Source organism: Ruegeria sp. CDSB136 (assembly GCF_059610965.1).
In genome coordinates this window covers 155421-180790 of record NZ_JBXWOP010000007.1, presented here as the reverse complement: position 1 = coordinate 180790, position 25370 = coordinate 155421, and the positions used below count along the sequence as shown (strand labels likewise).

At 58.3% G+C, this 25370-nt stretch carries 27 protein-coding genes; 4 read left to right on the top strand and 23 right to left on the bottom strand.

Translation table 11 applies throughout. The features are described 5' to 3' along the window. Nucleotides 1-17: 17 nt before the first annotated feature. The 4 genes from AC2FIR_RS09885 to AC2FIR_RS09870 form a co-directional block, all read right to left on the bottom strand. Nucleotides 18-506: a universal stress protein gene (locus AC2FIR_RS09885; protein ID WP_170611758.1), complete on the bottom strand. Its 489-nt coding sequence runs from the start codon at nt 504-506 to the stop codon at nt 18-20. 24 nt (nt 507-530) lie between these two features. Then, nucleotides 531-1871 carry a TRAP transporter large permease gene (locus AC2FIR_RS09880; RefSeq protein WP_170611756.1) on the bottom strand — a complete coding sequence of 447 codons (1341 nt, stop codon included), beginning with the start codon at nt 1869-1871 and terminating at the stop codon, nt 531-533. Further along, nucleotides 1871-2434, bottom strand: coding sequence for a TRAP transporter small permease (locus AC2FIR_RS09875; protein WP_170611754.1), 564 nt, complete (start codon nt 2432-2434; stop codon nt 1871-1873). Before AC2FIR_RS09875 ends, AC2FIR_RS09880 begins: the two co-directional genes overlap by 1 nt. A gap of 62 nt (nt 2435-2496) precedes the next feature. Then, nucleotides 2497-3513 carry a TRAP transporter substrate-binding protein gene (locus AC2FIR_RS09870; RefSeq protein ID WP_170611752.1) on the bottom strand — a complete coding sequence of 339 codons (1017 nt, stop codon included), beginning with the start codon at nt 3511-3513 and terminating at the stop codon, nt 2497-2499. A gap of 202 nt (nt 3514-3715) precedes the next feature. Between AC2FIR_RS09870 and AC2FIR_RS09865 the strand changes: the two genes are divergently transcribed. After that, nucleotides 3716-4588 (top strand): LysR family transcriptional regulator, encoded by an 873-nt coding sequence (locus AC2FIR_RS09865; protein WP_170611749.1) that lies wholly within the window; start codon nt 3716-3718, stop codon nt 4586-4588. Nucleotides 4589-4857: 269 nt separating this feature from the next. Next, entirely contained in the window at nt 4858-6714 is a 1857-nt protein-coding gene (locus AC2FIR_RS09860; protein ID WP_170611855.1) for an SLC13 family permease, read from the top strand. Between the two features lie 40 nt (nt 6715-6754). On the opposite strand, the gene AC2FIR_RS09855 is transcribed toward AC2FIR_RS09860, so the two are convergent. The 14 genes from AC2FIR_RS09855 to AC2FIR_RS09790 form a co-directional block, all read right to left on the bottom strand. Beyond that, nucleotides 6755-7588: a hypothetical protein gene (locus tag AC2FIR_RS09855; protein WP_496745966.1), complete on the bottom strand. Its 834-nt coding sequence runs from the start codon at nt 7586-7588 to the stop codon at nt 6755-6757. Nucleotides 7589-7763: 175 nt separating this feature from the next. Next, on the bottom strand, nt 7764-8471 hold the full coding sequence (locus tag AC2FIR_RS09850) for an ABC transporter ATP-binding protein (protein WP_496745965.1): 708 nt from the start codon (nt 8469-8471) through the stop codon (nt 7764-7766). After that, entirely contained in the window at nt 8471-9202 is a 732-nt protein-coding gene (locus AC2FIR_RS09845) for an ABC transporter ATP-binding protein (RefSeq protein WP_480525894.1), read from the bottom strand. The genes AC2FIR_RS09850 and AC2FIR_RS09845 overlap by 1 nt, the downstream gene beginning before the upstream one ends. Next, entirely contained in the window at nt 9199-10146 is a 948-nt protein-coding gene (locus AC2FIR_RS09840) for a branched-chain amino acid ABC transporter permease (RefSeq protein WP_496745962.1), read from the bottom strand. The genes AC2FIR_RS09845 and AC2FIR_RS09840 overlap by 4 nt, the downstream gene beginning before the upstream one ends. Before the next feature lie 2 nt (nt 10147-10148). Next, the gene (locus tag AC2FIR_RS09835; RefSeq protein ID WP_170611739.1) at nt 10149-11000 is read right to left on the bottom strand and encodes a branched-chain amino acid ABC transporter permease; all 852 of its coding nucleotides are present in this window, start codon (nt 10998-11000) and stop codon (nt 10149-10151) included. Between the two features lie 65 nt (nt 11001-11065). Then, nucleotides 11066-12346 carry an ABC transporter substrate-binding protein gene (locus AC2FIR_RS09830; protein WP_480525890.1) on the bottom strand — a complete coding sequence of 427 codons (1281 nt, stop codon included), beginning with the start codon at nt 12344-12346 and terminating at the stop codon, nt 11066-11068. 96 nt (nt 12347-12442) lie between these two features. Then, nucleotides 12443-12853 carry a Rid family hydrolase gene (locus AC2FIR_RS09825; protein WP_496745960.1) on the bottom strand — a complete coding sequence of 137 codons (411 nt, stop codon included), beginning with the start codon at nt 12851-12853 and terminating at the stop codon, nt 12443-12445. Continuing rightward, on the bottom strand, nt 12850-14031 hold the full coding sequence (locus AC2FIR_RS09820) for a malate dehydrogenase (RefSeq protein ID WP_496745958.1): 1182 nt from the start codon (nt 14029-14031) through the stop codon (nt 12850-12852). The genes AC2FIR_RS09825 and AC2FIR_RS09820 overlap by 4 nt, the downstream gene beginning before the upstream one ends. Continuing rightward, the gene (locus AC2FIR_RS09815) at nt 14031-14654 is read right to left on the bottom strand and encodes a BMC domain-containing protein (RefSeq protein ID WP_170611731.1); all 624 of its coding nucleotides are present in this window, start codon (nt 14652-14654) and stop codon (nt 14031-14033) included. Before AC2FIR_RS09815 ends, AC2FIR_RS09820 begins: the two co-directional genes overlap by 1 nt. Beyond that, nucleotides 14651-16030, bottom strand: a complete 1380-nt coding sequence (locus AC2FIR_RS09810) for an aldehyde dehydrogenase family protein (protein WP_496762246.1) — start codon at nt 16028-16030, stop codon at nt 14651-14653. The genes AC2FIR_RS09815 and AC2FIR_RS09810 overlap by 4 nt, the downstream gene beginning before the upstream one ends. Beyond that, entirely contained in the window at nt 16030-17214 is a 1185-nt protein-coding gene (locus AC2FIR_RS09805; protein ID WP_496762243.1) for a hypothetical protein, read from the bottom strand. The genes AC2FIR_RS09810 and AC2FIR_RS09805 overlap by 1 nt, the downstream gene beginning before the upstream one ends. Before the next feature lie 23 nt (nt 17215-17237). Beyond that, entirely contained in the window at nt 17238-17546 is a 309-nt protein-coding gene (locus AC2FIR_RS09800; protein WP_117869464.1) for a BMC domain-containing protein, read from the bottom strand. Nucleotides 17547-17587: 41 nt separating this feature from the next. Further along, nucleotides 17588-17854 carry a EutN/CcmL family microcompartment protein gene (locus AC2FIR_RS09795; RefSeq protein WP_496762240.1) on the bottom strand — a complete coding sequence of 89 codons (267 nt, stop codon included), beginning with the start codon at nt 17852-17854 and terminating at the stop codon, nt 17588-17590. After that, on the bottom strand, nt 17854-19146 hold the full coding sequence (locus AC2FIR_RS09790; RefSeq protein WP_496745953.1) for a glutamine synthetase family protein: 1293 nt from the start codon (nt 19144-19146) through the stop codon (nt 17854-17856). The genes AC2FIR_RS09795 and AC2FIR_RS09790 overlap by 1 nt, the downstream gene beginning before the upstream one ends. Nucleotides 19147-19238: 92 nt before the next feature. Here AC2FIR_RS09790 and AC2FIR_RS09785 point away from each other — a divergent pair, with 92 nt between their 5' ends. Further along, nucleotides 19239-20378, top strand: coding sequence for an FAD-dependent oxidoreductase (locus AC2FIR_RS09785; RefSeq protein WP_496745951.1), 1140 nt, complete (start codon nt 19239-19241; stop codon nt 20376-20378). Here AC2FIR_RS09785 and AC2FIR_RS09780 read toward each other — a convergent pair. From AC2FIR_RS09780 to AC2FIR_RS09760, 5 genes are all read right to left on the bottom strand, one after another. Next, a complete protein-coding gene (locus tag AC2FIR_RS09780; protein ID WP_496745950.1) occupies nt 20375-20725 on the bottom strand; it encodes a hypothetical protein in 351 nt (116 codons plus the stop codon). The two genes, AC2FIR_RS09785 and AC2FIR_RS09780, sit on opposite strands and share 4 nt — an antisense overlap. 84 nt (nt 20726-20809) lie before the next feature. Beyond that, nucleotides 20810-21493, bottom strand: a complete 684-nt coding sequence (locus AC2FIR_RS09775) for a type 1 glutamine amidotransferase (protein ID WP_496762236.1) — start codon at nt 21491-21493, stop codon at nt 20810-20812. 17 nt (nt 21494-21510) lie between these two features. Further along, the gene (locus AC2FIR_RS09770; RefSeq protein ID WP_496745946.1) at nt 21511-22935 is read right to left on the bottom strand and encodes an FMN-binding glutamate synthase family protein; all 1425 of its coding nucleotides are present in this window, start codon (nt 22933-22935) and stop codon (nt 21511-21513) included. Continuing rightward, complete coding sequence (locus tag AC2FIR_RS09765) at nt 22920-23633, bottom strand: GltB/FmdC/FwdC-like GXGXG domain-containing protein (RefSeq protein ID WP_496745944.1); 714 nt, start codon at nt 23631-23633, stop codon at nt 22920-22922. Before AC2FIR_RS09765 ends, AC2FIR_RS09770 begins: the two co-directional genes overlap by 16 nt. Further along, on the bottom strand, nt 23630-24574 hold the full coding sequence (locus tag AC2FIR_RS09760) for a class II glutamine amidotransferase domain-containing protein (protein ID WP_496762234.1): 945 nt from the start codon (nt 24572-24574) through the stop codon (nt 23630-23632). The genes AC2FIR_RS09765 and AC2FIR_RS09760 overlap by 4 nt, the downstream gene beginning before the upstream one ends. A 128-nt stretch (nt 24575-24702) precedes the next feature. Here AC2FIR_RS09760 and AC2FIR_RS09755 point away from each other — a divergent pair, with 128 nt between their 5' ends. Continuing rightward, complete coding sequence (locus AC2FIR_RS09755) at nt 24703-25368, top strand: GntR family transcriptional regulator (RefSeq protein WP_496745940.1); 666 nt, start codon at nt 24703-24705, stop codon at nt 25366-25368. The last annotated feature ends 2 nt before the right edge of the window (nt 25369-25370 follow it).

Below are 25370 nucleotides of genomic sequence, written 5' to 3'. Positions count from 1 at the left end.
GAGTCTGAACACCCCTCTCAGGTGATGTTGGGCACCACCATCGTTGGAATTGTCGAGCGTCTCAGCACCCGTTTGACGACCGTCCCGATGAAGGTGTGTCCGGTGCCCTGCTCGTGCGTGCCCATGACAATCAGGCCGCAATCCAGCTCGCGCGCGCGCTGCAGGATGGACTCGGCGGGATGCCCGTCAACCAGCTCCACCGAGGCGACAGACGCGTAAGCCTCCTTTCCTTCTTCGGTTAGGGTTTTCACGAACTTCTGCTGGTTCTCTTTCAGCAGTTCCTTCACCGAAGCGTGGCGGTCCCGGATCGCTTTTTTGCGCGATGCATCATCCTGAATGAACATTCGCATCGTCACGATGGCGTCCTGTGTCAGAGGCTCGGTCACGTGCAAAACATGGACTTTCGCCCCATGGGCGCGCGCCATGCTCAGGGCATGGCGCAACGCATTGTTGGCGTTTTCGGACAAATCCGTTGCGAACAGGATGTCTTTGATCTGAGGTAACATGGTTCAGTTCCTTTCTGTCCGCACTCAATACCCAAGCGCCCGCGGCAGCCATAGCGAGATTTCGGGAAAGAACGCTATGATGAAGATGGCGACCGTATTGATGAAGGCAAAGGGCAGCGCTGCAACGGAAATCTTCTCGATTGATATATTGGATATACCGGATGCGATGAAAAGGTTTTCGCCCAATGGCGGGGTTTGGAAACCGATCCCCAGCGTACACACCATCACGACACCAAAGTGGATTGGGTCGATGCCAACGCTGTAGGCCACAGGCAGCATCACCGGAACCAGGATAAGAATGGTTGCCAGCGTTTCCATGAACATGCCAACGAACAGCAGGAACAGGATGACCAGCGTCCAGATCACATAGATGTTGCTTGTGACGGAAAGCATGCCTTCGGCGATCAGCGCGGGGATCTGGTTTTCGACCAGAAGCCGACCAAACACCGTTGCCGTGAACATGATCAGCAACACGCGCCCCGTCAGCCATGTTGTGGTTTCAAGCGAGGTGAACAGCTTTTCCCAGCTGAGTTCGCGGTAGATGAATGCGCCCACAACCAGTGTGTAGAAGATCGCGACGATCGCCGCCTCGGTCGGGGTGAAGAAGCCCGAATAGATGCCGCCCAGGATCACCACCGGGGCCATCAGGGCCCAGAAGCCGCGATACATTTCGCACCAGATATGGCGCATGGACCAGCCCTCGGTCGTCCCCTTATAGCCGCTCTTTTTGGCCAGGATGTAGTTCATCAGCAAAAGGCTGCCAGCGATCACGAAGGCGGGCATGAAACCGGCGATGAACAGTTTCGGGATGGACACGGTCTGGAAGGTGCCATGTTCGGCAACAGCTTCTGGCGGGGCTGGCATGCCGAGCGCGGCAATGCCGAAGATGATCAGCGGGATGGACGGCGGAATGACAATCCCCAGCCCGCCGGACGATGCAGTGATCGCCGAAGCATAGTTGCGTCCGTATCCCCGATCTATCATGGCTGGGATCATCAGCATGCCGACGGCGGCGGTTGTCGCCGGGCCTGAACCCGATATCGCGCCGAAGAACAGGCAGGCAAAAACCGTTGCCGCCGACATACCGCCGGTGAAGGGACCAGCAAAGCTTTCGGCAACATTGATCAGTCGCCGTGACAGGCCCGAGGCTTCCATTAATGCGCCCGCCAGAATGAACGCCGGCAGGGCCATGAGCGGGAATGAACCCACGGACGTAAAGGCGATTTGGACAAATTTGATCGGATTCTCGTCCAGGACGAGAAAGGTGATCATCGTCGAAACGCCAAGCGCGACCGTTATCGGCGCGCCGATGAACAACAGCAACAGGAAGCCGCCGAACAGGATATATACGATTTCACTGCCCATTATTTTGCCTCCCCAATGTCAGTGTGGTCCACGTCAGCGCCCAGGTCTGCGCGGACTTCTTCCAGATCAATCGCGTCAGGATCACGCAGATCTTCGTCCAGAATGATTTTCTTGTAGTTCACCTGAAGGATACGAATGGTCATCAGGGTGAAGGTGATCGGCAAAACGATGTAGACCCAGCTTAGGTGGAACCCCAGGGTCTGGGATGACTGGAACCGGTTCATGCGGTTGAAGATGAAGTCGATCGCCAGGTAGACGAAGTAGACATTGAAGCAGATCCAGAACAGATCCGCGAAAGCCTCGATATATTTGATCGCGCGAGGGGGCAGAAACTTGAACTGAAACGTGACGCGGTTATGCGCACCCATCTTGGCCGCATAGCTGGCGCCGAAAAACACGAACCAAACGAACATATAGACGGACAGCTCTTCAACCCACGAGAAAGAAAAGTTGAATACTGTCCTTACGACCACCTGCAAAAACAAAAGACATACAAAGACTGCCAGAAGAAACCGACAGATGTAGCTTTCTATGTTGTCGACTATTCCCCAGAAGTTTTTCATCGGTCCCTCTCCCTCAGAATGGAAAGCGCCAGTCAGGCGCTTTCCTTTGTTTTATACTATTTTCATTCCGAAACGGGGTCGCGGCCGATGGCGGCCAGAACGGCGTTCAGCTTTTCAACACCACCGATGCTTTCATAGAACTTCGGCCAGACCGCTGTGGTTGCCAGTTCGATGAACTCTGCCTCGTCGTTTTCGGGAACATGAATTTCCATGCCCTTTTCGACCAGCAGCGCTTTGATCTCGGCTTCCTTGTCGCGCAGGAATTGGGCCGAGGCCTGGGTTGCATACTGCCCGGCTTCCAGTACGGCAGCCTGATCTTCGGCCGACAGACCCTGGAATACCTGCTCGGAAATGATCAGAGGCTCGATCGAGAAGATGTAACGGATTTCAGTCACATAGTCCTGAACTTCGTAGAACTTCATCGCGTTGATCGTGGTGTAGGGGTTGTCCTGACCATCAACAACCTTGGTTTGCAGACCGGCAAAAGTTTCCGACCAGGCCATCGGTGTCGGGCTGATGCCCCACGCCTTATAGGTGTCGATCATGATCTCGTTCTTGGGAACGCGGATGACCAGACCTTCCAGATCCGCAACCGATTTTACCGGCTTCTTGGAGTTCGTCAAAACGCGGAAACCGGTATAGGTCCAGGCGATGATGCGTACGCCTGCATCATTGATCGTGTTTTCGGTCAGTTCCTGCCCAATGGGGCCCTGGGTCAGGGTTTCGGCGTCCTCCAGGCTGAGGATGACGTAAGGCAGTGTGAACACACCTACGGTCGGCGAGAACGGCGTGACGTTGTTGATCGCCAGCAGCGACATGTCCAGCGTGCCGATTGCTGCTTCGTTCACGGTGTCCTGTTCGGACCCGAGCTGGCCGTTCAGAAACAGAGTTGCGGTGTGATTGCCACCCGACAGTTCCTCGAGTTTTTCCTTGAAGGCAAGGCCAGTTGCCTCCTGGCTGGAACCGCCGCTGTCGCCCACGGCAATCTTGAAGTTCTTCGCCATGGCCGGCGCGGCAAAGGTCGCGGCGGCAAACGTGGCAGCCAACGCGACAGATGAGAATGATTTGATGAGTTTCATAAGTCCTCCACCTTATTTGTGACGATGGCATCGCATTCCTACGCCTGTGAGTATGGCGCAAACTGGAGTCACCGGTGGGCGAGTTATAAGTTGCAAAAACGGTTGAGGTAATACAAAGTAATCTACGTAAAGTTCGACAAAAGGAAACCTTTCAATTCCAAAGAAACTCGCCATTACGCGCATCTCGGATGTGGACATTCGCTTGCTGCAGATTTTTCGTACCGTGGTTGCCTGCGGAGGGTTCACCGCCGCCGAATTTGAGCTCAACATCGGGCGTTCAACTATCAGCAAACACATCTCGGATCTCGAAACCCGCCTGAACCTGAAACTATGCCATCGCGGGCCCGCCGGGTTCTCGCTGACATCCGACGGCCAGCATGTCCTGAAGTCCGCAGACAGCCTGTTTGCCTCAATCGACAGATTTCAGAACATTATCGGTGAGGTTCGCGCCGAAATGGCGGGAAAGTTGAAGATTGCAATCTTTGACCGGTCTTCCTCCAACCCGGATGCCGAAATGTCCGAAGCTATTCGCCTGTTCCGAAACCGGGCGCCGGGCGTCACGCTAGATATTTCGGTCGAACCGCCCAACGTGATCGAAGAAGGTGTCATAAACGGTCGATTCAATCTGGGCATCGTCCCCTTGCACCGCCAATCGCCGATGTTGAACTATTCGCCCCTGTATACCGAAGACATGCGCCTGTTTTGCGGCCAGAATCACGAGCTGTTTCAGCGCGCAGAAACCGAGTTCAAGTTAAGTGAGCTTCGAAAGTACACCTACGCGGGCCTGAGCTTTAACTCACCCAACATGTCGATCCATCAAAAACTGAAACTGAGAAAGTCTGCCTTTGTCCAAAGCGAAGAAGCGTTGGCACTTCTCATCCTTTCCGGTTGCTATCTGGGCTTCTTGCCGACCCATCAGGCACAGCCGTTCGTGGAAGCTGGTCAAGTCCGGGAAGTCCGTTGCGAAGCTGCGGAATATATTTCAAGCATGGCCGCAATCGTGCGCAAAAGCGCTTCGCAAGGGCGCAGGTTGAACGTGTTTCTTGAGTGCCTGAAAGACGCTCATGACAGGTAGGCTATGAAATGCCGGTCCGGTTACTTTATTCGACCACCCAAAGTTAGCGGGATCGGATTCTTCACCATTGAGAGCACGGTGCCCGATTGGTTGGAGCAAGCAGTGTGTCAACTTGTTCAAAGCTCGGGCTCTTGGCATAATTTTATTTCGTTTCCGCCATAGTTGGCGAAACTTCATGACAAGGCTGGCGCAATAAGTTAAGTGTTCCCAAAAGACCAAAATACAATTTCCCGGTGAACTTTGTGGAACAAGTAACCTTTACGTTCGAGATGGGTGTGGTTTGCGCCCTGTTGGCCTTCACCGTTTTCCTGTTTGTCTCCGAAATCGTAAGAATTGACCTTTCCGCCATACTGGTTTTGGTCATCGTCGGCCTTCTCAGTTATGCGCCCGGGCTGGAGAACCTGGCAAATGTCTCTCGACTGTTCGACGGGTTCGCGTCCAACGCCGTTATTTCAATCATCGCGGTCATGATCGTCGGTGCCGGATTGGACAAGACCGGCATCATGAACAAAGTGGCCGCCGTCATCCTGAAATACGGCGGCACAGCCGAGAACCGGGTTTTGCCGATCGTGTCAGGCACTGTCGGAGTGATCTCGTCTTTCATGCAGAATGTCGGCGCGGCGGCCTTGTTTTTACCGGTTGTCAGCCGAATTTCCTCAAGGTCCGGCATTCCGCTGTCGCGACTGCTGATGCCGATGGGTTTTTGCGCCATTCTGGGCGGCACCATGACTATGGTCGGTTCTTCCCCACTGATCTTGCTGAATGACCTCATTCTGACGGCAAATGACGGGTTGCCCGAAGGGCAGAAAATCGAACCGTTTGGACTTTTCTCAGTCACTCCAATCGGTATGGCCCTGATCCTGACAGGTATCGCATATTTTCTATTGCTGGGGCGCTGGGTACTGCCGACTGAAGGCGCGTCTGATGCAACAGGGACCGGGCAAGGCACCCAGGAATATCTTCAAAGGGTCTACGGCCTCAAAGCAGACGTTTTTGAGGTCATCGTCCCCGAGGACAGCCCCCTGGTGGGGCAGATTCTGGCCGATATCAACCACGAGAACCACCTTTACATCATCTCGACATTCTATCGCGGGAAAACCTCGATGGTGCAGGTTCTGACCGCCGAGATTGCCGCACCTTGCCGGCTGGCCATCATCGGGCGTCGCTGGGTGGTCGAGGAGTTCGCGCAGAAGTTCGGTCTGACTGTTCTGCCTGAACTGGATATCTTCGTCGAAGAGTTTGCACCCACCAATGCCGGGATCGCAGAAGTTGTCGTGACCCCGGACAGCAAGCTGATCGGCAAATGCCCGCGCGAGCTTTTGTTCCGCAAGACCTATGGCATGTCGTTGCTGGCGATCCATCGCGGGGAAGAAACGCTCAGCCATGTCGAGACGGATGATCACGCGTCAACCCAAATCGGCCTTGAAGCATTTCACGCCGGTGACATGCTGGTCGCGCATACCCGATGGGACAACCTGATGCGGATCAAGCGCGATCCGGATTTTGTCGTTGTGACCACGGACTTTCCGCAGGACGAGTTGCGGCCGCAAAAGGTCGGTTGGGCGCTGGCCTTTTTCGCCATTTCCTTGTCGCTGATCCTGTTCACCGACGTCCGGCTGTCGCTATGCCTGCTGACCGGAGCGGCCGGCATGATGCTGACCCGCGTGTTGAGTGTGGACGAGGCATATCGCGCAGTTGGGTGGAACACCGTTTTCCTTCTTGCCTGTCTCATTCCACTTGGTCAGGCCGTACAGAATACCGGGACGGCCGCATGGATTGCGCAGCAGATCATGACCATTCTGGACGGCTGGCCCATTTGGGCGCTTCAGGCTGGGGTGGCAATACTGGCCACAGCTTTTTCGCTGGTAATGTCGAATGTCGGGGCAACCGTCTTGCTTGTGCCCCTTGCGGTTTCAATCGCGGTTGCCGCAGGGGGCAATCCGGGGGTCTTTGCGCTGACCGTTGCCATATCGACCTCGAACAGTTTCATCATTCCGACCCATCAGGTGAATGCGCTGATCATGGGTCCGGCAGGCTACAAGGTCATGGATTTCGTGCGATCCGGCGGAGTCATGACAGTCCTGTTCCTGTTCGTGTCTCTGTTCATGCTCAACGTCCTGTATTGATCTACGGGCATTTCAGTGACGGCCTTGCAGGTCTTTTTCCTCAGACGGACGTGATTTTGAACACAAGCACCTGCGACCACTGGATATGGCAGGATGTGGTTCGGAACCCATTTCGACGATACATATGCAGATCGTGTCGGGCTTTCTCGAAGCACTCCGTGTAAAATGGATCATTGGCGAAATGACCGATCACGGGGTTGAGCATGATCAGGATCGTCTTTCGGGTGATGCGGCAAAACTCGTCCAGTATCAGCATCCAGTCCTGAGGGTGGCAATAGTGCTCGATCGACTGCATGCAAATCAGCACATCCTTTGATTTGTCTGCCAATGGATAGGGCGTGCGCCCGGCGTCAAACAGAGTCATTGGAATATCGATTGCTTCGATAATCGGGCGATAGGGCCAGTCGTGTACCTTGTGGTCTTTTGGGATCTGAATGCCGTGATTGTCGGTTTCGCAGACAAACGTCTCGTCGTTCAGGCGACGATGCGTGGACGCCAGTTCAGTTTGTTTGTTGTTGAGCATGTTGGGAAAATCATTGCCCAAAACGGTATGGCCAAAGTGCCGGGCAACCTCGAGCATACCGCCATGCGCCGTCGACATCTCGAATATGTCCTGCGGTTCTTCGGGGTACATCAACTCGGGAAGGTAAAGCTGGAACCTGTTCCAGCACCTTCGGATGTTGTTGGCACGATTGATATATTTCCTTTGGACGCGGATCTGCTCAAGCTCGGTATTGTCACCATTGGAATACGGCGTGAGAAGTTCAGCGGGTACCGGATGGTCGAACAGATGGCCGTTATCGCCCATGACCCGTTCAGCACGAACTCGTTTTTCAAGCCTGCGCTTTTCTGCAGCCGTGAACTCTTCCGACATGTATTGGTCCCATCCTTCTGTACCGCGACCATTCGGGTGTTCTCGACGCCCGAGCGCCGGTACCCGCCCCATTTGGTACAGAACCCGTGCAGCAGACAACACCAAAACCCAGGTCGTGTGTGGTAGTTCTGAGGAATTGTCGCCGAGACGGCACGCAAAGCCGAACCGATCGGGTTCAGTGCCCGCCGAAATACGCTTCGAGCAGCCTTTTGTCGTTCCGCAGTTCGTCCGCAGTGCCGGACGTTTGCATGCGGCCGGACTCGAGCACGTAAATACGGCTGGCCAGCGACAGGGCGAAGTTGGCGTTTTGTTCGGTGATGACCACGGTCAGGCCGTATTCCTTGTTTAACTGACGCACGACCTCGGCGATCTCAAGGCAGATTTTCGGGGCCAGACCGATTGTTGGCTCATCGACCAACAGCAACTCGGGGCTGGTCATCAGGGCCCGTCCGAAGGACACCATCTGCCGTTCGCCGCCGGACTGGGTCGAGGTTTCCTGCCTTTCCCGCTCGGCCAGCCGTGGGAACAGCTTGTGGACCATGTCCAGATTGCTTTCGATATCCTCGCGGGCAGTATAGGCGCCCACCATCAGGTTGTCGCGCACCGACATATAGGGAAACAGGTTGAACCGCTCGGGCGCGTAACCGACGCCGTGGCGCACGATTTCGGCCGGTGATCGGCCTGCAAGACTGTGGCCGCGCAGCCGGATATCGCCTTCCGTTCTGACCATCCCCATTATGCTGTCCAGCAGGGTGGACTTACCCGCACCGTTCGGACCGACGACGGCAACGATCTCGCCCGGCTGGACCGTGATCGAGATGTCAGTCAGCGCCTGCGCCTTGCCGTAGAATGCGGACAGGTTTTCGATTTCCAGATAGGACATCAGGCGCCCCCCAGATACGAGGCCTGCACGGCCTTGTCATTCATCACTTCGGTGAATGTGCCTTCGGCGATCATCGTTCCCCGCTCAATTGCAATGGCACGGTCGATCAGGGGTTCAAGCGCGGGCAGATCGTGGCTGACGATCAGAAAAGTCATGCCGTCCTTGCGCATGGACTGGATGAGGTCCGAGATCTGCGCGATTTCCCCCACCGTCAAACCGGCAAACACCTCGTCCAGCAGCATCACACGCGGCGCGGTGGCCATGGTGCGCGCCATTTCCAGCTTACGCAGATCGCCCATGGCCAGTTCGGACGGTGTCCGTTGCAGGTCAGCCTCGGTGAAGCCGACGCTCAATGCCAGTTCCCGTTCCCGATCCGTGTCAGGGGATTTAGTGATCATGCGCCAGATGTTGTCAGGCATCAGGCCCACGCGGATATTCTCGGCCACGTTCATGTCGCCGAAGGGCCGCGGGATTTGATACGTGCGGCTGACGCCCGCCCGAATGCGCCGGGACGTGGGCAGGGCCGATATCTCCTGCCCGAAAAGTTCGATCGTGCCGCTGTTCTGTCGCAGCTCGCCCATGATCTGGCTGAACACGGTGGTCTTGCCCGCCCCGTTCGGACCGATCAGACCCAGAGATTCCCCTTCTTTGAGGGAAAAGGACAGACCATTCGTGGCCACCAGCCCGCCAAAGCGTTTGATCAGATGGGAAACTTCCAGCGCCACAGTCACGCCACACCCCCTTTCCGCAGCCGGGTGAATCCGCGCCGCACCAGTTCCACCAGCCCTTTGGGTTGGTACATGTAGAGGATCAGCGCGATGGCGCCGTAGACAAAATACCGCTCGGCCCCCGGCAGGACCGGCCGCAGGTATTCCAGCAGGAAGGTCATGAAGAATGCGCCGATCATCGGCCCAATGATGGTCGATGTACCGCCCAGCAGTGCGGCAACGATGATGGTAAACAGGAAGTTGATGTCAAACAGCGCACGCGGGGCCAGTGATCCCAGATAGTGCACATAGAAAGCCCCGCCCAGCCCTGCGATAAACGCGCTGGTCAAAAAGGCAAACGCTTTCAGCCGGGTGGTGCTGAGCCCCGAGCCGCGCACGCTTTCCTCGTTCATGCCGATCGCTGCCAGCGCTGTTCCCAGCCGGGTTTTCATCAGCAGCCACATGCTGACGGCGACGCTCAGCATCAGGGCGGTCGACAGGTAGTATCCGTTTGCTGCGCCCCGCGTCAGGGTCTGGATACCAGACATCCCGCGTGTGCCGCCAGTCAGATCCGGACGGATCACCTGCACCAGCTGATACAGCAGCTCCATGAAGGCCAGTGTAACCAGTGCGAAATAGCTTCCGCGAATACGCAGCGCAGGCAGCAGCACCAGCAGTCCGGCTGCCATGGTGACCAGCACCGCGACCGGGATCGAGATTTCAACCGGCACATCAAACCGTTTGGTAAGAATGGCGGTCGTGTACGCTCCGATGCCGATCAGGAAAGGGTGGCCAAAGCTCACATATCCTGTTCGCCCGGACAGCACGTCCCAACTGATCGCGAAGATCGCCAAGAAGTTGGCAAAGATCATCGTACGCAGTGTTCCGTTGGAAACGACCTGAGGCAACAGGAACATACCCGCAATCAGACCACCCCAGAGGGCAAAGTGAAACCAGCGCAGCCCCATCTTTATAACTCCTCACGGCCAAACAGGCCCTGCGGGCGGGTCACCAGAACACCAATGATCAGCAGCATGGTGAAGACACCGCGCAACTCGGGCGCAAGGGTCGCCACCACGATGACTTCAAGAAAGCCGACGATGTGTGCGACAACCAAGGTCCCGATGATCGACCCAATTCCGCCCACGATGACAACGGCCACCGAGATGATCAGCGGGGCGACCCACATGGATGGCGAAAGCTGCGTGTAACTGGCGAAGAACACACCCCCAAGTGCCCCCAATGCCCCCGAGATGCCCCAGGTGATCAGGTTGATCCGGTCCGGGTCGATCCCCGAGATAGCAGCCCCCTTGGCGTCCATCGAAACCGCCTGCATTGCCCGCCCGGTGTGGGTGAGCCGCACGAAAGCGTATAGCCCCAGAAGGATGGCCCAACTAATGAGCGTTGCAATCAGGATGTTGTATGTGACGGACGCTCCGGCAACGTTGATCACTCCGGGCACGATGGGCAGCAGGATCTTACTGCTGTCGCCAAAGACCAAAACGATCCCGGCCTGTATCACGACCGCAAGGATCAGCGTCGATATTTCGACCGCCACATGATCACCTTTGAGCGTCTTCACGATCAGGCGGTACTTCAGAATACCCATCAGAACGCCCAGTGCGGCGGCCACGACAACGCCCATGAGCTTGGGCATCCCCAGCGTTTGCGATACCCAGAAGTAGATGTACCCGCCGACCATCAGATAGGCGCCATACGCCAGATTCAGAACACGCCCTATGCTGAAGATCAGCGTGAAACCCATTGCGATAAGCGCATAGAGACCACTGAGCAAAAGCCCCTGGATCAGTATCTGCAACATTGAGGTATCCCTGGCTGCGGGCGCACGCTGTCGCGCGCCCGGTTCAAGCTATGTGAACGACCGGATCAGTTTTTGACCCAGCTGGGCAGGGTAAACTCGCCCGTCGCGTATTTCTCTGGATACACAACAGCGGCGGTTCCGTCCTCGTACCACTGCACGACAACCATGGACGGTGCGGCGTCATCAAACGGCTCGGACAGATCAAAGCGGATGTTGTGCGGATAGGTGCGGCCGGTCACGGGTTCGACCTCATCATCGCCCCAGAAGGCATAGCGCAACCACAGCTGACCATCCATCTCCAGAACCAGATCCTGCTTCTTCATCGCATCGGCCCAGCCTTCGACATTGTCGAAACCGCCAGCCTCTTCGGCAGCAGCCATGGCCTGCTTAAGACCGTGATAGGCGTTGAAACCGTTGAAATGCGGCAGCAGCGGGCGGCTGTCATACTTGGCCTGATAGGTGTCGACAAAAGCCTGGCTTGCCGGATCCAGCCTGAACCCGACCGAAGGGATCGGGGACAGGGTCGAAATGCCGCCGCCGGCGCCGCCCGTGTCTTCCCAATACTCCATTCCAAGCGCGGATACGTTGACGCCCGTCATCGCCATCGGCACTTGCAATTTCACATATTGCGACGACACAACCTGAGAGTTAACGGACGAAACCTGATAGATGAAGTCGGCCCCTGTATCCTGCGCACGGCTGAAGATCGGCGCGAAATCGACAGTGGCCACGTCATACGTAATGATATCCTTGACCTCGATCCCAGCGACCGGTGCAAGCGCTTCGGTCACAAGTCCGGTGATCGCTTCGCCAAAGGCGGTGTCCTCGGCCAGAATGACAACGGAATCCCAGCCCATCTTTTCCTTCAGGACATCCGCGCCGAAATTGATGTAAAGCGTGGCCAACGCCTCGTCCGAGGCGATGTTCATGAAATAGGGCGCCATGCCTTCGGGGTCTTCGACCACCATGTCGATGATGCCGATATAGGATGTCCAGGTGTCCAGCGTCGGAATGCGGTATTCCTGCATCCGGGGCAGCCAGCCAAGCGACACATCGTCGATCGAGCCCGATATGATGAAATCAACCTCTTCGGTCTCGGCCAGGTATTCATAAGCGCGCACGCCTTCGGTCGGATCCTGCCCGGTATCGGCAGAGACCAGTATGATCTGCTCGCCCATCACGCCGCCATTGGCGTTAAGCTCCTCAATCGCGACTTCTGCCCCGCGAAGGGTCGACAGCCCGGTGTCCGAGGAAAGCGACCCAATAAACCCAACCTTAATTTCTGCTCCGGCCGTCGAGGCCATGAGCGCGATGCATGTTCCGCTAAGTAGCGCTGTCTTGATCATCAGTTTTGCTCCCTGTGTCTCATTATGCCGTTCTTGTATTCTGTATACAGTACACAAGAAGATGGATCGATCAAATCCTTTCTTGAAAACTCATGTTCAGAATCCGCCGATTTTACCGCTTTCATCGTGGATCACGGCGTCCACATCGATTTCCACCATCAGACCGGGTTGGGTCAGGCCTGCCTGAACAGCGGTCAGAACCGGATCGATACCCTTGAAAATCTCTCCGTGCACACGCGCGAATTCACCCGCTTTTGACAGATCGGTCAGGTATGCGCGCACCCGGCCCACATGGCGCAACTCTGCCCCGACAGCCTTAAGCGCGTCTTCGGTACGGGACAGGATATACCGTGTTTGCGCGCCCACATCGCCCGGCGCATGAATACGCCCTGTTGGTTCAATCGCGGTCGTCCCTGCGACCCAGACAAATGGTCCGATCCGCTTTGCGCGGGAATACGATGCGACCTCTTCAAACCGCCCGCCGGACTTCCACGACCGAAGGGTCACAGACCCAGCCTCAGCCGGATCGCATCAGCTGCTTCTTGCAGCCCTGCCTGTTCCTGGTCCGTCAGGCGCAGTTCCTCGACCTCGACCAGTCCACTGGCGCCAAGATGTGCGGGCACGCCCAGCACCACGCCATCAATTCCATATTCGCCCTGCAACATCACAGACACCGGAACCGGACCGGACCGAGCGCCCCTGATGTGATCGATCAGTTCAATCGAGGCATGGGCCGGGGCAATCGTCGCCGAACCGGATTTCTTGAGCGCGACGACCTGCCCGCCGCCTGTGATCGCGTCCTGTACGCATGCTTCAATTTGATCCGGTGACAGAAAGACCTCAAGCGCCCGCCCCTTGATCCGGGCGCGGCTGGGGATCGGCGCCATTTCGTCACCGTGACTGCCAAGGGTAAAGGCCTCGACATCAGCGGGAGAGACCCCCGCGGCCATGGCAAGTGCGTTGCGGAACCGGCTGCTGTCCAGTGTTCCCGCCATGCCCAGAACCTGTTCGCGCGCGAAGCCTGTGGCCCGCAGCATCTCGACCGTCATTTCATCCAGAGGATTTGTTACGACAATCACGATGGCGTTTGGTGCGGCTGAACGGATCGCTTCTGCCGACTGGCGCATCACACGCGCGTTCACATCTATCAGGTCAGCACGGGTCATGCCCGGGCGGCGTGCGCGCCCGGCGGTTACGACGACCACCTCGGCACCTGCCACCAGATCCAGAGATTCCCCTCCGACGCATCGGACACGGGCACCAGTGATGCCGGATGTGTGATTGAGGTCCAGCGCTGTCGAAGCTGCCAGACCCGGAGCAATGTCGATCAGGGCGATTTCATCCGCGATATCCGCCATCGCTGCCAGATGTGCGATATTGCCACCAACGCCGCCTGCACCGATCAGCGCCAGCTTGCCCAGCCTGCGGGCCTTGCGCGGTGCCCGCGCAGGCGCAACCCATTTGGGTGAACGACGATAGAGCACGCGGCGCATGGAAACGGCGCCATCTGTACGTGGTGCCTGTGGCCGCTCCAGCGGTCCGTCCACCAGGGTGATGCCGATGCGCTCCGCCGTTTCCCGGGCCAGCGCCGTGACGATGTCGCCGGGCAGAACTTCGAACACGATCCTGCCACTTCGGCGCGCGTCCTCGACTGCGTCCGAGCCTATGACCCGCGAAGCAGCCATCAGCCTGCCTGCCCGTCCACCGCCTCGATGGCGCGGGTTGCCGCTTCGACGGCGGTTTTGACCGAGTTTTCCGACCCCGAGATGAACAGGCGGCCAAACCGGCCCACGGCGCGCACTTCGACGATGTCGATCTCGGCTGCCTTTTCCGCCTCGTTCGCGGCGATCGAGATGTAGGCGGCTGGCGCGCATTCGACGATCCCCAGTGTTTGTCCGGGAACGATGAGAGCGCCCTTGCGCCATTTGTTCAGCAATTGCGCCTGATAAGGTTCAACGCTTGTGATGATCTGAGTCGAACTGATTGCGGGTTTCAGACGGTCCGACATCGAAGCCCCAAGTTCGGCCAGCATCGCATCGCGGGCCGCAGACACCTCGGCATTTGAAGGTGAGCGCAGGATAAAAAACCCGAACTCTCGTTCCACCATCTGCGTTGTTGCCTCTACCGAAGACGCCTTGAGCGCGCGATCGATCAGCGAAAACACCCCGTTGCCCGGTGCAAACTCTCCGATCAGCACTGTGTCCCCGGACAAAGGCACCGAGCCCTGCACCGTCGCGCCGTTGTAGGCCGCGAATTTCGGTTGCAGGTTGTCGATCTGCATCAGCGCCCGGATCGTGATCTCGCTCATGCGCCATACTCCTCGTAAATGTCGCGCCAGGGTCTGCTTTCATAAGCAACCCGCTTGATGTTGATGAGATGCAGGGCCGTCACGTTGTCCGACGTGATCGACCCTGACCACGTGCCAGTGCCCAGCATGAAAGACGGCTCCAGATCTGTGGAATAGCCCATGCCACCCATGATCCCTGGCGTGTTCACCAGCACGCGTCCCGTGGGTACGGTGGCAAAGCGGGCGACAACCTCGGGGTCGTCCGAATGGATGACCGAAGAATGTCCCCAACCTTCGAACCGCGCGATGGACTGCGCCAGTTCGATGCCGTGGTCGGTGGATTTCGCCTCGTAGAAAGCCAGAACCGGGTTTAGTTTTTCCGCCGATAACGGGCGTTGCCAACCCACTTCGGTTTCTTCGGAAACCAGACAACGGGTGCGCGGCGGAATCGAGAAACCGGCGGCATCGGCCAGGGCCTGCGGGCTTTGCCCGACCCTATCGGGGTCCATTGCCCGCGCACCCTTGAAAATCACTTTCGCCAGTCGATCCGCCTCGGCAGGGGTGCAGAAATAAGCTCCCTTCAGCTTGAGTTCATGCCGCAGGTCACGGGATATTTCCGGGTCGGCCACCACGGCCTGTTCGCTGACACAGGCAGTGCCGTAGTCAAAGCTTTTCGATGTGACGATCATTTCGGCCACTTCCGCCAGATCGCGCGCCTTCGATTTGTGCACATAACACGGCACGTTGCCCGCCCCGACCGCCAATGTCGGCTTGCCGCTGGAATAGGCGGCCTTGACCATAGCCGGGCCACCTGTCGCCATAACAACCGACGTACGGCGGTGCTTCATCAACTCGGCCGTGCCCTGAATGGTCACTGCATCCAGGCATTGGATCAGCCCCTTGGGTGCACCCATCTGTTCGGCCACCCGCGCCATGATGCGGACGGTTTCGATCCCGCACCCCACGCCTCGCGGATGGGGCGCGCAGACAATCGCGTTGCCCGCTTTCACTGCTGACAGCACTTTGTAGATGATGGTTGAAGTCGGGTTGGTGACCGGAATAAGGGCGGCCACCACGCCCATCGGTTCCCCAAAGGCCGCGACCTTTGTGGCATCATCCCGCCACAACAAGCCCAAAGTCGTTACATCCCGCAAATAATCCGCAACTGACAAGGCGTTGAAAAGGTTCTTAACCCGTTTGTCCGGGACATTGCCGTATCCGGTTTCCTCGACCGCCAGCCGCCCCAGCCGTTCAGCCTCGGGTTCAATGGCACGGGCCATGGCGTCCACGATGGCATCTACCTGTGCCGGATCGGTCCCGAGAAAGGTCCGGTAAGCCTCGAACGCCGTTTCGGCAGCGCGCCGCGCGGCGGCGATGGATTTCAGATCTGCGTCCATCACGAGGCTCCAGTGGCAATAGTGTCAAAGATACGACGCGCCTGATCGACATCGCCTGCGGTTACTCCGATGGTTTCAAGCCGGCGCCCTGCCGCCGCGACGTCAGCGCCAAGAATACGGTCTGTCATGGTGATCAGACTCTCTGTCAAAGGAACGGGCTGACCGGCCAACCTTGCAGCAGACACCAGCGGGACCAGCGAGCCAAGCACACCGTCACGCATCAGGTGGCGTGCGGCCTGTCGATCCGGCACAGGCCGGGAACCCGACCCCCTTTCAGCCCCGGCAAAGGTGGCGATCCAGTCCGACGTTTCCGGCAGGTTTCGGACTCCAAATGCAGCCGCGACCTGTCTCCGTTCCTCGGCCAATCCTTCGATGACGGCGATCTGATCGGTGCCGATGAGCGAGGCAAAAGTCTGGTTTGCCTCCAGCGGAACGCCCCCCATCGGAACATCGGGGCCGCCGTTGCCCATCCCGTGCCCGCCAAGGGTCAGGGCAGGTATTTCCACGGCCGCGGACAGGTCACGAAATCCGGAAGCCAGGACAGAATCCACCGGGTGAAGGTTCGGCAGAAAACGGTTCAGAGCTTCAAGGATGTTGTTGCGGCCGCGTGGCAGCGTTGCCGCCGCCATTGGTGCGGCTGTGGACAGGGTCAGCCCAGCACCTTCGGCGTTGAACCAATAGGGCAAACCCAGAATTTCAACCAGCGTCACATCCGCCCGACACCCCCCGATGCGCAGCATCCAGGCGGCTTCAACAGCGCCCAGAGACCGGCCGGGGGCCAGTACCAAAACCTGGCCGTCACTCAGGTGATCGGCCAGAACCATGGCATAGGTACGCTGCTTGTGAACGGGTCCGGTCAGAAAGATCACTTGTGCGCCCCGAACAGCGGCATCCAGTTCCGCTGTTGTTTGCACCGATGGCCCGTCCCGGTTCACCTGGTAGGTGCCCACAGGACCGTCACCCCGGATACCAATGCCCGAGGATTGGGTCAGCAGCGAAAGCTCGGCTCCATAGGCCGAAAACAGTGTGACATCGGCCCCTTCAGCCAGACATAGCGCTGCCAAAAGGCGGGCATCCGGTCCGCCGCCCAGCACTGCGAAACGCTCAATGCTGGGCGCGGTAGGGGCGTCGCGGGTAGCGCCCCGCGTCACCGCACGGGTGAAATCCTCAAATCCGGCTGACATAATGTCTCCTTAGCGGCGATGGATCAGGCCGAAGATCCGGCTCCGAGCCCGTCGATAATGGCTTCAAGCTCATCATGCGGGCGCGCGATCACGTGGACCGACACCACTTCACCAACTTTGTTGGCTGCCGTTGCGCCCGCATCTGTTGCGGCTTTGACGGCGCCGACTTCGCCGCGCACAAGGGTTGTCACCAGACCGCCGCCAGCTTTGGTCTGGCCGACAATCGCCACGCTGGCCGCCTTGACCATTGCGTCCGCTGCTTCGATCGCCCCAACAAGACCGCGGGTTTCAATCATGCCCAGGGCCATCTGCCCTGCCACTGGTTTCGCCATTTTTCCTATCCTCCGAAGGCTATTGATTTGTGTGTTGTCTTTCAGCTCGTTGAAACGCGATCGACCACCGCGATAATCGCCAGATCCACCGGAGCGGTGGACAACCCCGCCGCCATTCGTGCGGCCGAGCCTGTCGCGATCAGCACCGTGTCACCCACGCCCGCACCGCATGTATCCGCTGCGACGCGCGCCGGGTCGATCAGATTGCCATCGCTGTCGATCAGGTCTGTCACCAGCAGTTTCAGACCGACCAATCTGGCGTCCTTTGCCGTTGCCGTAACCGTTCCCGCAACCTTGCCGAGTTGCATCAGAATGTCCTCAGATAGCGGTCAAGCTCGACCTGAGTGACCTGTTGATTAAAGAACTCCAGCTCGCGTTCGGCTTGCTGCAAGACCAACTCCCACAGCATCTCGCCCATTACGTCGCGCAGCCACTCGGACCCGCGCGCCAGTTCGATGGCGGTTGGCAGATCGGTCGGAATGGGATCACCAATGCCATCCTCGTATGCGTTGCCGGTTGTGGGGTCGGTTGGGGTCAGTCCTTGCTCGATCCCGTCCAGACCTGCGGCGATTTCGGCAGCGAGCAGAAGATAGGGATTGGCATCCGCACCGGCATCGCGTTTTTCGACACGCACGGCGCTGTCGGATCCTTCGATAATGCGGATACCGACTGTGCGGTTGTCGTATCCCCAGCTCGCGTTGATCGGACAGAAGGTATACGGCTGGCGGCGACGGTAACCATTGACTGTTCCGCTACCGCAGATCGCACTTTCGCACATCCGCTTCTGCAGCCCGGCGATGAAGGACTTACCTGTGTCGTTGATCTTGCCATTTTCGGCAAAGACGTTCTTTCCGTCCTTCCACAGCGAATAATGCGTGTGAAAGCCGTTGCCGGACTGATCAAAGAACGGCTTGGGCATGAAGGTCGCCAGATACCCGTGGGCGATGCCCAACTGGCGGATCAGCGACTTGAAGAGAACAACGCGATCTGCAGCAGCCAGCGCTTCGCCATAGCGAATGTTCACTTCGATCTGGCCCGCGGCATATTCCGGGTTCGACTGTTCGATCGGAATGCCGCATTCATTGATCTGCTGACGAATGGGCCCAACGATATGCTCCATTCTTGCCGCCCGACCCAAACCATAGACCTGAATTCCGCTGTCACGCGGCTGCCCGGTTTCAGGGTCCAGCAGATAGAATTCCAGCTCGGTGCCGACATTGACCTCGAACCCCATGTCGCGCGCGCGCTCGACCTGACGCACCAGAGCCTGGCGCGGATCAATGGGCACCGGCTTGTGGTCCATACCTTCGGCGCGGCCAAAGCAGACCGCCACGCCCGGCTCCCACGGAACAGCAACCGGTTTGGTCATCGGGAAAACATGCATGTCGGGATAGCCGTTGTCGAAATTGACATAGGGCGTGTCCCAGACATCGCAGGTCATATCGATTGCCATCAAGGCAATCGAGAGCGCATTGCCGCTGTTGCACACATGATCCCAATGGCTGGCCGGAATGCGCTTGCCCCGCATGATGCCATTCAGATCGCCGACGCCAAGAATGACGGTATGCGTGCCCTCGGGCAGATCAAACCCCGAACTCATTGATGCGCTCTCCCTGTTTTTTAGCTTTATAAATGCTGTATTCTGTATACAGTATTCACAAAGACAACCCAGAAACAAGGAAAATCTGCGTCATGTCCAAAAGCTCGGTCATCGTTGTCGGGGGCGGCATCGTCGGCGTCATGACGGCGCTCACACTGCAACGAAGGGGCGAGGCGGTGACATTGATCGACAGGTGGGAACCTGGTCATTCCCGTGCATCTTCAACGGATTACAACCGGGTGATCCGCGCCATATCGGGACGGGATGAGTTCTATACCCGATGGGCGCGCGAAAGCCGCCTGCGCTGGCTCGAGCTGCAGGCCGAAAGCGGACAGAACCTGATGTATGAATGTGGTGCCCTGATTCTGGCCACCGGCGGCCATTGTGACTGGGAAGACGCAACCGCGCAGACTTTCGACAAGGTTGGCGTGCCTTACTACAAGTTCGATCAGCACGAGATCGAATCGCGGTTCCCTCAGTTTCGGGTGTCCGATATCGAATATGCACTGTTCGAGCCCGAAGCCGGAATGCTGATGGCCCATCGCTGCGTGTTGACCGGACTGGATCTGTTTAGGCGCGCAGGGGGAATCGTGCAGCGGGGTCGTGTCACCACGGACGGCTCCGAGCGTCCGACGCTGGACGGCAAACCGCTTGAGGCTGATCTGATCGTCATTGCGACCGGCCCCTGGATGGCGGACATGTTCCCCAAAACGATCAAGCCGATATCGACGGTGGTTGGCGTCAATGTCCTTTACACCTCGACGCCAGATGGGTCCGAGGATTTTGACATGAGCCGAATGCCCTGCTGGATCGATCATGGTCAGGGGTCATTTGGCCTGCCCTCGTCCGAGGGGTCTGGTGTCAAGGCGGCTGTCGTGATCCCCGACAAGATCGACCTGGACAACGACGAACGCCTGATCCGTCAGGAAACGCTGGGTCGCACACGCAGCTATATTCGCCACCGTTTGCCGGGGCTGGAAGGCGAGCGTGTCGTAGATTCGAAGTTCAACCAGATCATCCTGACACCGGATACTCATTTTATCGTCGACTGGCACCCGGAACATGACAACGTGCTATTTGCCGGGGGATGCTCAGGGCATCTGTTCAAGCATGCGCCGGTCTTTGCCGAATTCGCTGCAGGTGTCGGCATGAAAGATTTTGGCACGGCTGACCGGTTCAGGGTCGCCGGACGCAGAAAACTCAGCCCAAAAGAAAGCCCAAGCGGCCGCTAAACTTCGGACAAGGCGCGGTACAAGCCGGCATTGGGACATTTTTCCTGCGGCAGCCGGGCTCCGGCCCGAATGGCGTCGCGGCATGTTTCCGCCTGCAGGCAATGGCCGCATTTTTCGGCAAGCTCCAGGCCAAGGTTGGCGTGCGCGTTCAGGTCATCTTCCGTCAACCCGAACTGCCGAGCCATCGCAAGGATGCGCTCGCGTGCCTGTGGCGCACCCGAGCGCAGCATCGCCAAATCCGCGCGGGAAAGCCCCAGATCTGACAACTCGCGATCATCCACATGTTCCGTGCGGGGCGCGCCAACGATCCGCGCAATGGACTGAAAGAAATCTGAGTAACCGGACATCTGACACCTCCTTTGCCCTGCCTTGTATTCAGTATACATGACAAGCTCACGGGAGAATTGATCAGGATCAAATGGTGCTGGCGGCTATTCGCGCTGCTGAGTCCGATATGTTCCCCGAAACAAGGCTGCAGCCTGCGACGCGGCCAGATCGCCCGGAACATTCGCTGTCCTGAGCGCTGCCAGGCCGGCATCCGCATCCTCTGGCGTCACAATGATGTCGCGACCCCGAATGAACAGGTCGCGCAAATGTTCCGCCGTGTATTCGGGATGAAACTGAACCGACCGGGCAGGAAACTCGTAATCGAGCGCCCCGACAGGACAGTGATCAGCCGAACCCGTAACCCGAGCCGTCGGAGGCACCTTGGTCACCTGATCCTGATGCCAGACATAAGCGTCGGGATTGCCGCCTCCGTAGTCAAAGGCGCGACAGCCAACAATGTTGCCGATCACCGCCTTTTCCGCCTTTCCGCCATAGACATCGGCCATGATCTGATGGCCGAAGCAAATTCCGAAGACAGGTTTGCTCTGGTCCCGACAGTCTTGCAGGAACAAGCGTAGGGGCTGCATCCACTCCGTATCGTCGTAAACGCCGAACTCGGAACCTCCGACAATGACCCCTTCAAAATCGGACAACGCCGGAAGAGCGGCACCATCCACGACATTCGCCACAAAGAACTCTGCTTCCGGCAAATGCGGTTCGATCCACTCGCGGATCTGCTGTGCGGTCCGTGGCAAACCCTCCAGCAGCGGCAGCGGGTGGCTGGTCATCTCAAGCAGGGCAATCCTCACCAGTCGAAAGCCCGGTCTATGCCCGCCATCTTGACCCCGGTGAAGGCCGACGCCTGAAAGCTGAGTGCGCGCAGGTCTTCGGTTTCCAGATTGTGGACCGAGGATTTGCCGCAAGCCTTGGCCAGCGCCGTGATCTCCATCGTCATAGCCGTCAGATACCGGGCGATACGTTCCGCACCGGCATGGGGGTTCATGCGCGCCTCAAGTTCAGGGTCCTGCGTTGCGACGCCAACCGGACAACGGCCTGTATGGCAATGGTGGCATGCACCCGGCGATGTCCCCAAAGCGGTATAGTCGTCGAGATACCTGGGGCTGTTGCACCCAAGCGCGACCATCGCTGCGTTGCCAATCATCACCGCATCGGCACCCAATGCCAGACACTTGGCTGCATCCACTCCCGAGCGGATACCCCCGGCTGCCACAAGTGAGACCTTGCCGGTCATACCACAATCGTCCAGAGCCTCGCGTGCGGCGCGAATGGCGCTCATGGTCGGAATGCCGGTGTGATTCAGCAGCAATTCGGGGGATGCCCCGGTACCGCCCTCTGCCCCGTCAACAACCACGACATCGGCGCCTGCCTTGGCCGCAACCGCCACGTCGAACCTGGGACGGGTCGCGCCCATTTTGATGAAAATCGGCACCTGATAATTGGTCGCGATCCGCAATTCCTCGATCTTCACCGCCAGATCGTCAGCTCCGAGAAAATCCGGGTGGCGGATGGTCGAGCGCTGATCCACCCCTTCGGGCAGTGTCCGCATCTGGCTGACCCGCGGGCTGACCTTCATGCCCAGCAGCAGGCCTCCGGTCCCCGGCTTGGCCCCCTGCCCCACGACGATTTCCAGCGCATCCGCGCGGCGCAGGTGATCCAGATCCACACCATAGCGGGCGGGCGACATCTGGTAGAGAAGGCGTTGGGAGGCTTCGCGCTCCTCCTCCAACATGCCGCCTTCGCCCGTGCAGGTCATGGTGCCCACTTTCGAGGCCCCATAGCCCAGCGATGCCTTGGCTGACGCCGACAACGCGCCGAACGACATGGATGCGATGTAGATGGGAATCTTGAGTTCCAGCGGGCGTTCGACAAGGCCGCGGCCACCACCCAGAACGGTCGTGGTGTCGCAGCTCTCACGATACCCTTCCAACGGCAGACGGGTCATGGTCGCCGGGACAAATGTCAAATCATCAAAGGTTGGCATCTGCTTGTTGAACGTGTTGTAGCCGCGAACCTGATAGCGGCCCAACTGCGCCAGCGCGTGCACCTCGGAAATCGCCTCGGGCGTCCATCGCGTCGATCCGCCTTCGTCATACGAGGACGGCACCCCAGCCGGGCGGCCTTCAATTGCGCCTGCGTCGCGAAACCGGACTTCCTCTTCCGAGGCTACATCGAACGGATAGTCATAGGGTTTACTCAGATCATGAGCCATGCGCTTGCATCCCTGCTTTCAAAATACCAAAGACGTTGACCGGACACCATTTTTTTCCAGTTCCGTGAACTGTCGACAAGCCCGAGCGGGTCAAGAATGGCGTCGACCTCGGCGACTTCCTCGGCCGTCGGTTCAAGTACATCGACATCGACGCCAAGGCTGTCGACCTCGCCCGCCACCCAAACCTCTCCTTGCCACAGGGCATCGGCACAGGACTCGCCCGCTCCGCCCAAGGCAATGATCCGCCCGGAATGCGCCATGAAACCGGATTGATACCCGATTTTGCCTTCGACCACGATGTTCCCGCCCTTCATGGCAACGCCGACGCGGGGCCCGGCGTCCCCTTTGACATGGATCGTGCCGCCAATCATTGCGGCCCCACAGGACATGCCCGCATAGCCGCCAACGGTTATGTGGCCCTTGGCCATTCCTTCGCCCACGGCCCAGCCGCAGTTGCGTTCGACCGTGATGTTTGCTCCGGTGTTCAATCCACCGCAGTAATAGCCAACGGACCCTTCGAACGTGATGTCCACATTGTCCGGCAAACCTACACCCAGATTATGCCGCGACAACGTATCGACCACCCGGATGGGACGCCCTGTGGCACACGCGGCCATGATGTCCTGATTCACTTCGCGAATATGCCGTTTCCCGACTTCGATGACGATCTCATCCATCTGCCTTGCTACCTCGCTCATGCCGCCAGGCTCCGGTTTCCGACACCCCAGATACCTGTCAGCGACGGGCCGTCGTAATTGATCACGTCGCATTCCTCAGTCATCACCCGACGCACCGCCTGCTCCTCGGTCGCGGCAGCAAGATCGCCGTTGCGATTGACGACGACAAGCGGCTTCATGGCGAAGCGATCCTTGGCAAAGCCAATCCCGTTCGGCGTTGCGATCATATATGTGAAAACCCCGTCGATCGAGGTGATCGACTTCTTCAGCGCCTGCTCCATCGTCAGGCCCGCCTTCATCTGGTCACTGACCCAGACCGCAATCAGTTCGCTGTCATTTTCGGTCAGAAAGCGATAACCCATCCGGGTCAGTCTGTCGCGCCACGTGAAATAGTCCGTGATCTGCCCGTTGTGGACAATCGCCACATCCGAGAAAGGCCGCGCCCAGAACGGGTGCGAAGCGTTTGGCAGAACCGAGCTTTCGGTGGCCAGCCGCGCATGCCCCAGCCCATGGGTCCCTACCATGTCGCGCACGCCGTGTTTCTCGGACACGGCCTCGGCTCCGCCGATATCCTTGATGATCTCGAGGCTGCGTCCGCAGGACTGAATTTCGATCCGGTCGGTCAATTCATCCGCATCACGGACCCATGCCTGCAAATGCGCAGGGTCCGAAATTTCCATCCGAAAGCAATAGTGCTGATTTTCATCCGTCAGAATTTTTGGGTCGGATAGGAACTCTGAGCCGTGTTCTTTCAATACCGCCTCAAACGCATCCAGATCCGAGCTTTGCCGGGATTTTTTGAACCCCATGCCCCGCAGAACGTATCCTGCTTCCCGTGGCGGCCCATAGATTGCAAACCCGGTGCTGTCCGCGCCGCGATGTTCCTGCGCGTCCATCAGGTCTACCAGGTCCGCCCCGACCTTACCGGGCGCAGCCAGAATCCTTCCAGCGATTCCACACATGAAGAGCTCCCTGTTCATTCGCGTCTGTATACTGTATACAGCACACGAACAATAGCAAGCCCAATCGCCTTGGCACCGGTTGCTTTTTTGAATACAGAATTCACAAAATGCGGAAAGAGAGGCTCCGAGTGGCTCTGAAAGAAATTAAAACTCAACGCAGAAGACTGGCTGACGAGGTTTACGATCAGCTGGTCGAGGCCATCATGAGCCGCGAGATTTCAGCAGAAGACCGGCTGGTGCAGGAAAAGCTGGCGGCGGAGCTGAATATCAGCCGCACACCGGTCCGAGAGGCATTGATGCGGCTGGAAACCGAAGGGGTATTGGAAGTTGCCGCCAGCGGCGGCTTCCGTCTGGCGCGCATGGATCAGGCCGAGGTCAGGCAGTTGTATCAGGCGCGTGCAGCCATCGAAGGGCAGGCGGCGCGCATTCTGGCGGTTCACGCGGGACCCGACGTGCTGGACCGGCTGCGAGACTTGATTCGCCGCGAAGAGGATTTGATCAACGGCTCGACCCGGGACTACTTCATTGCAAACCGGCGGATTCACCGTGCCTTCATGATTGAAGCGGGCAACAAATTCCTGCTGGATATGTTCGACATGATCTGGGGCAAGGCAATGGCCTTTCACCTGTTTTCCGCGATTGAAAACGTGGATATTTCGAAATCGCTGGGGGACCATCTGACGCTTGTCGATGCCATCGCAACGGGCGATGCAACCGAAGCGCTCGAGACATTCACCGCGCATATTCAGGCCGGCTTCGATCTGCAGATCGAGGGCCTGAAGGAAGCCAAATAGGG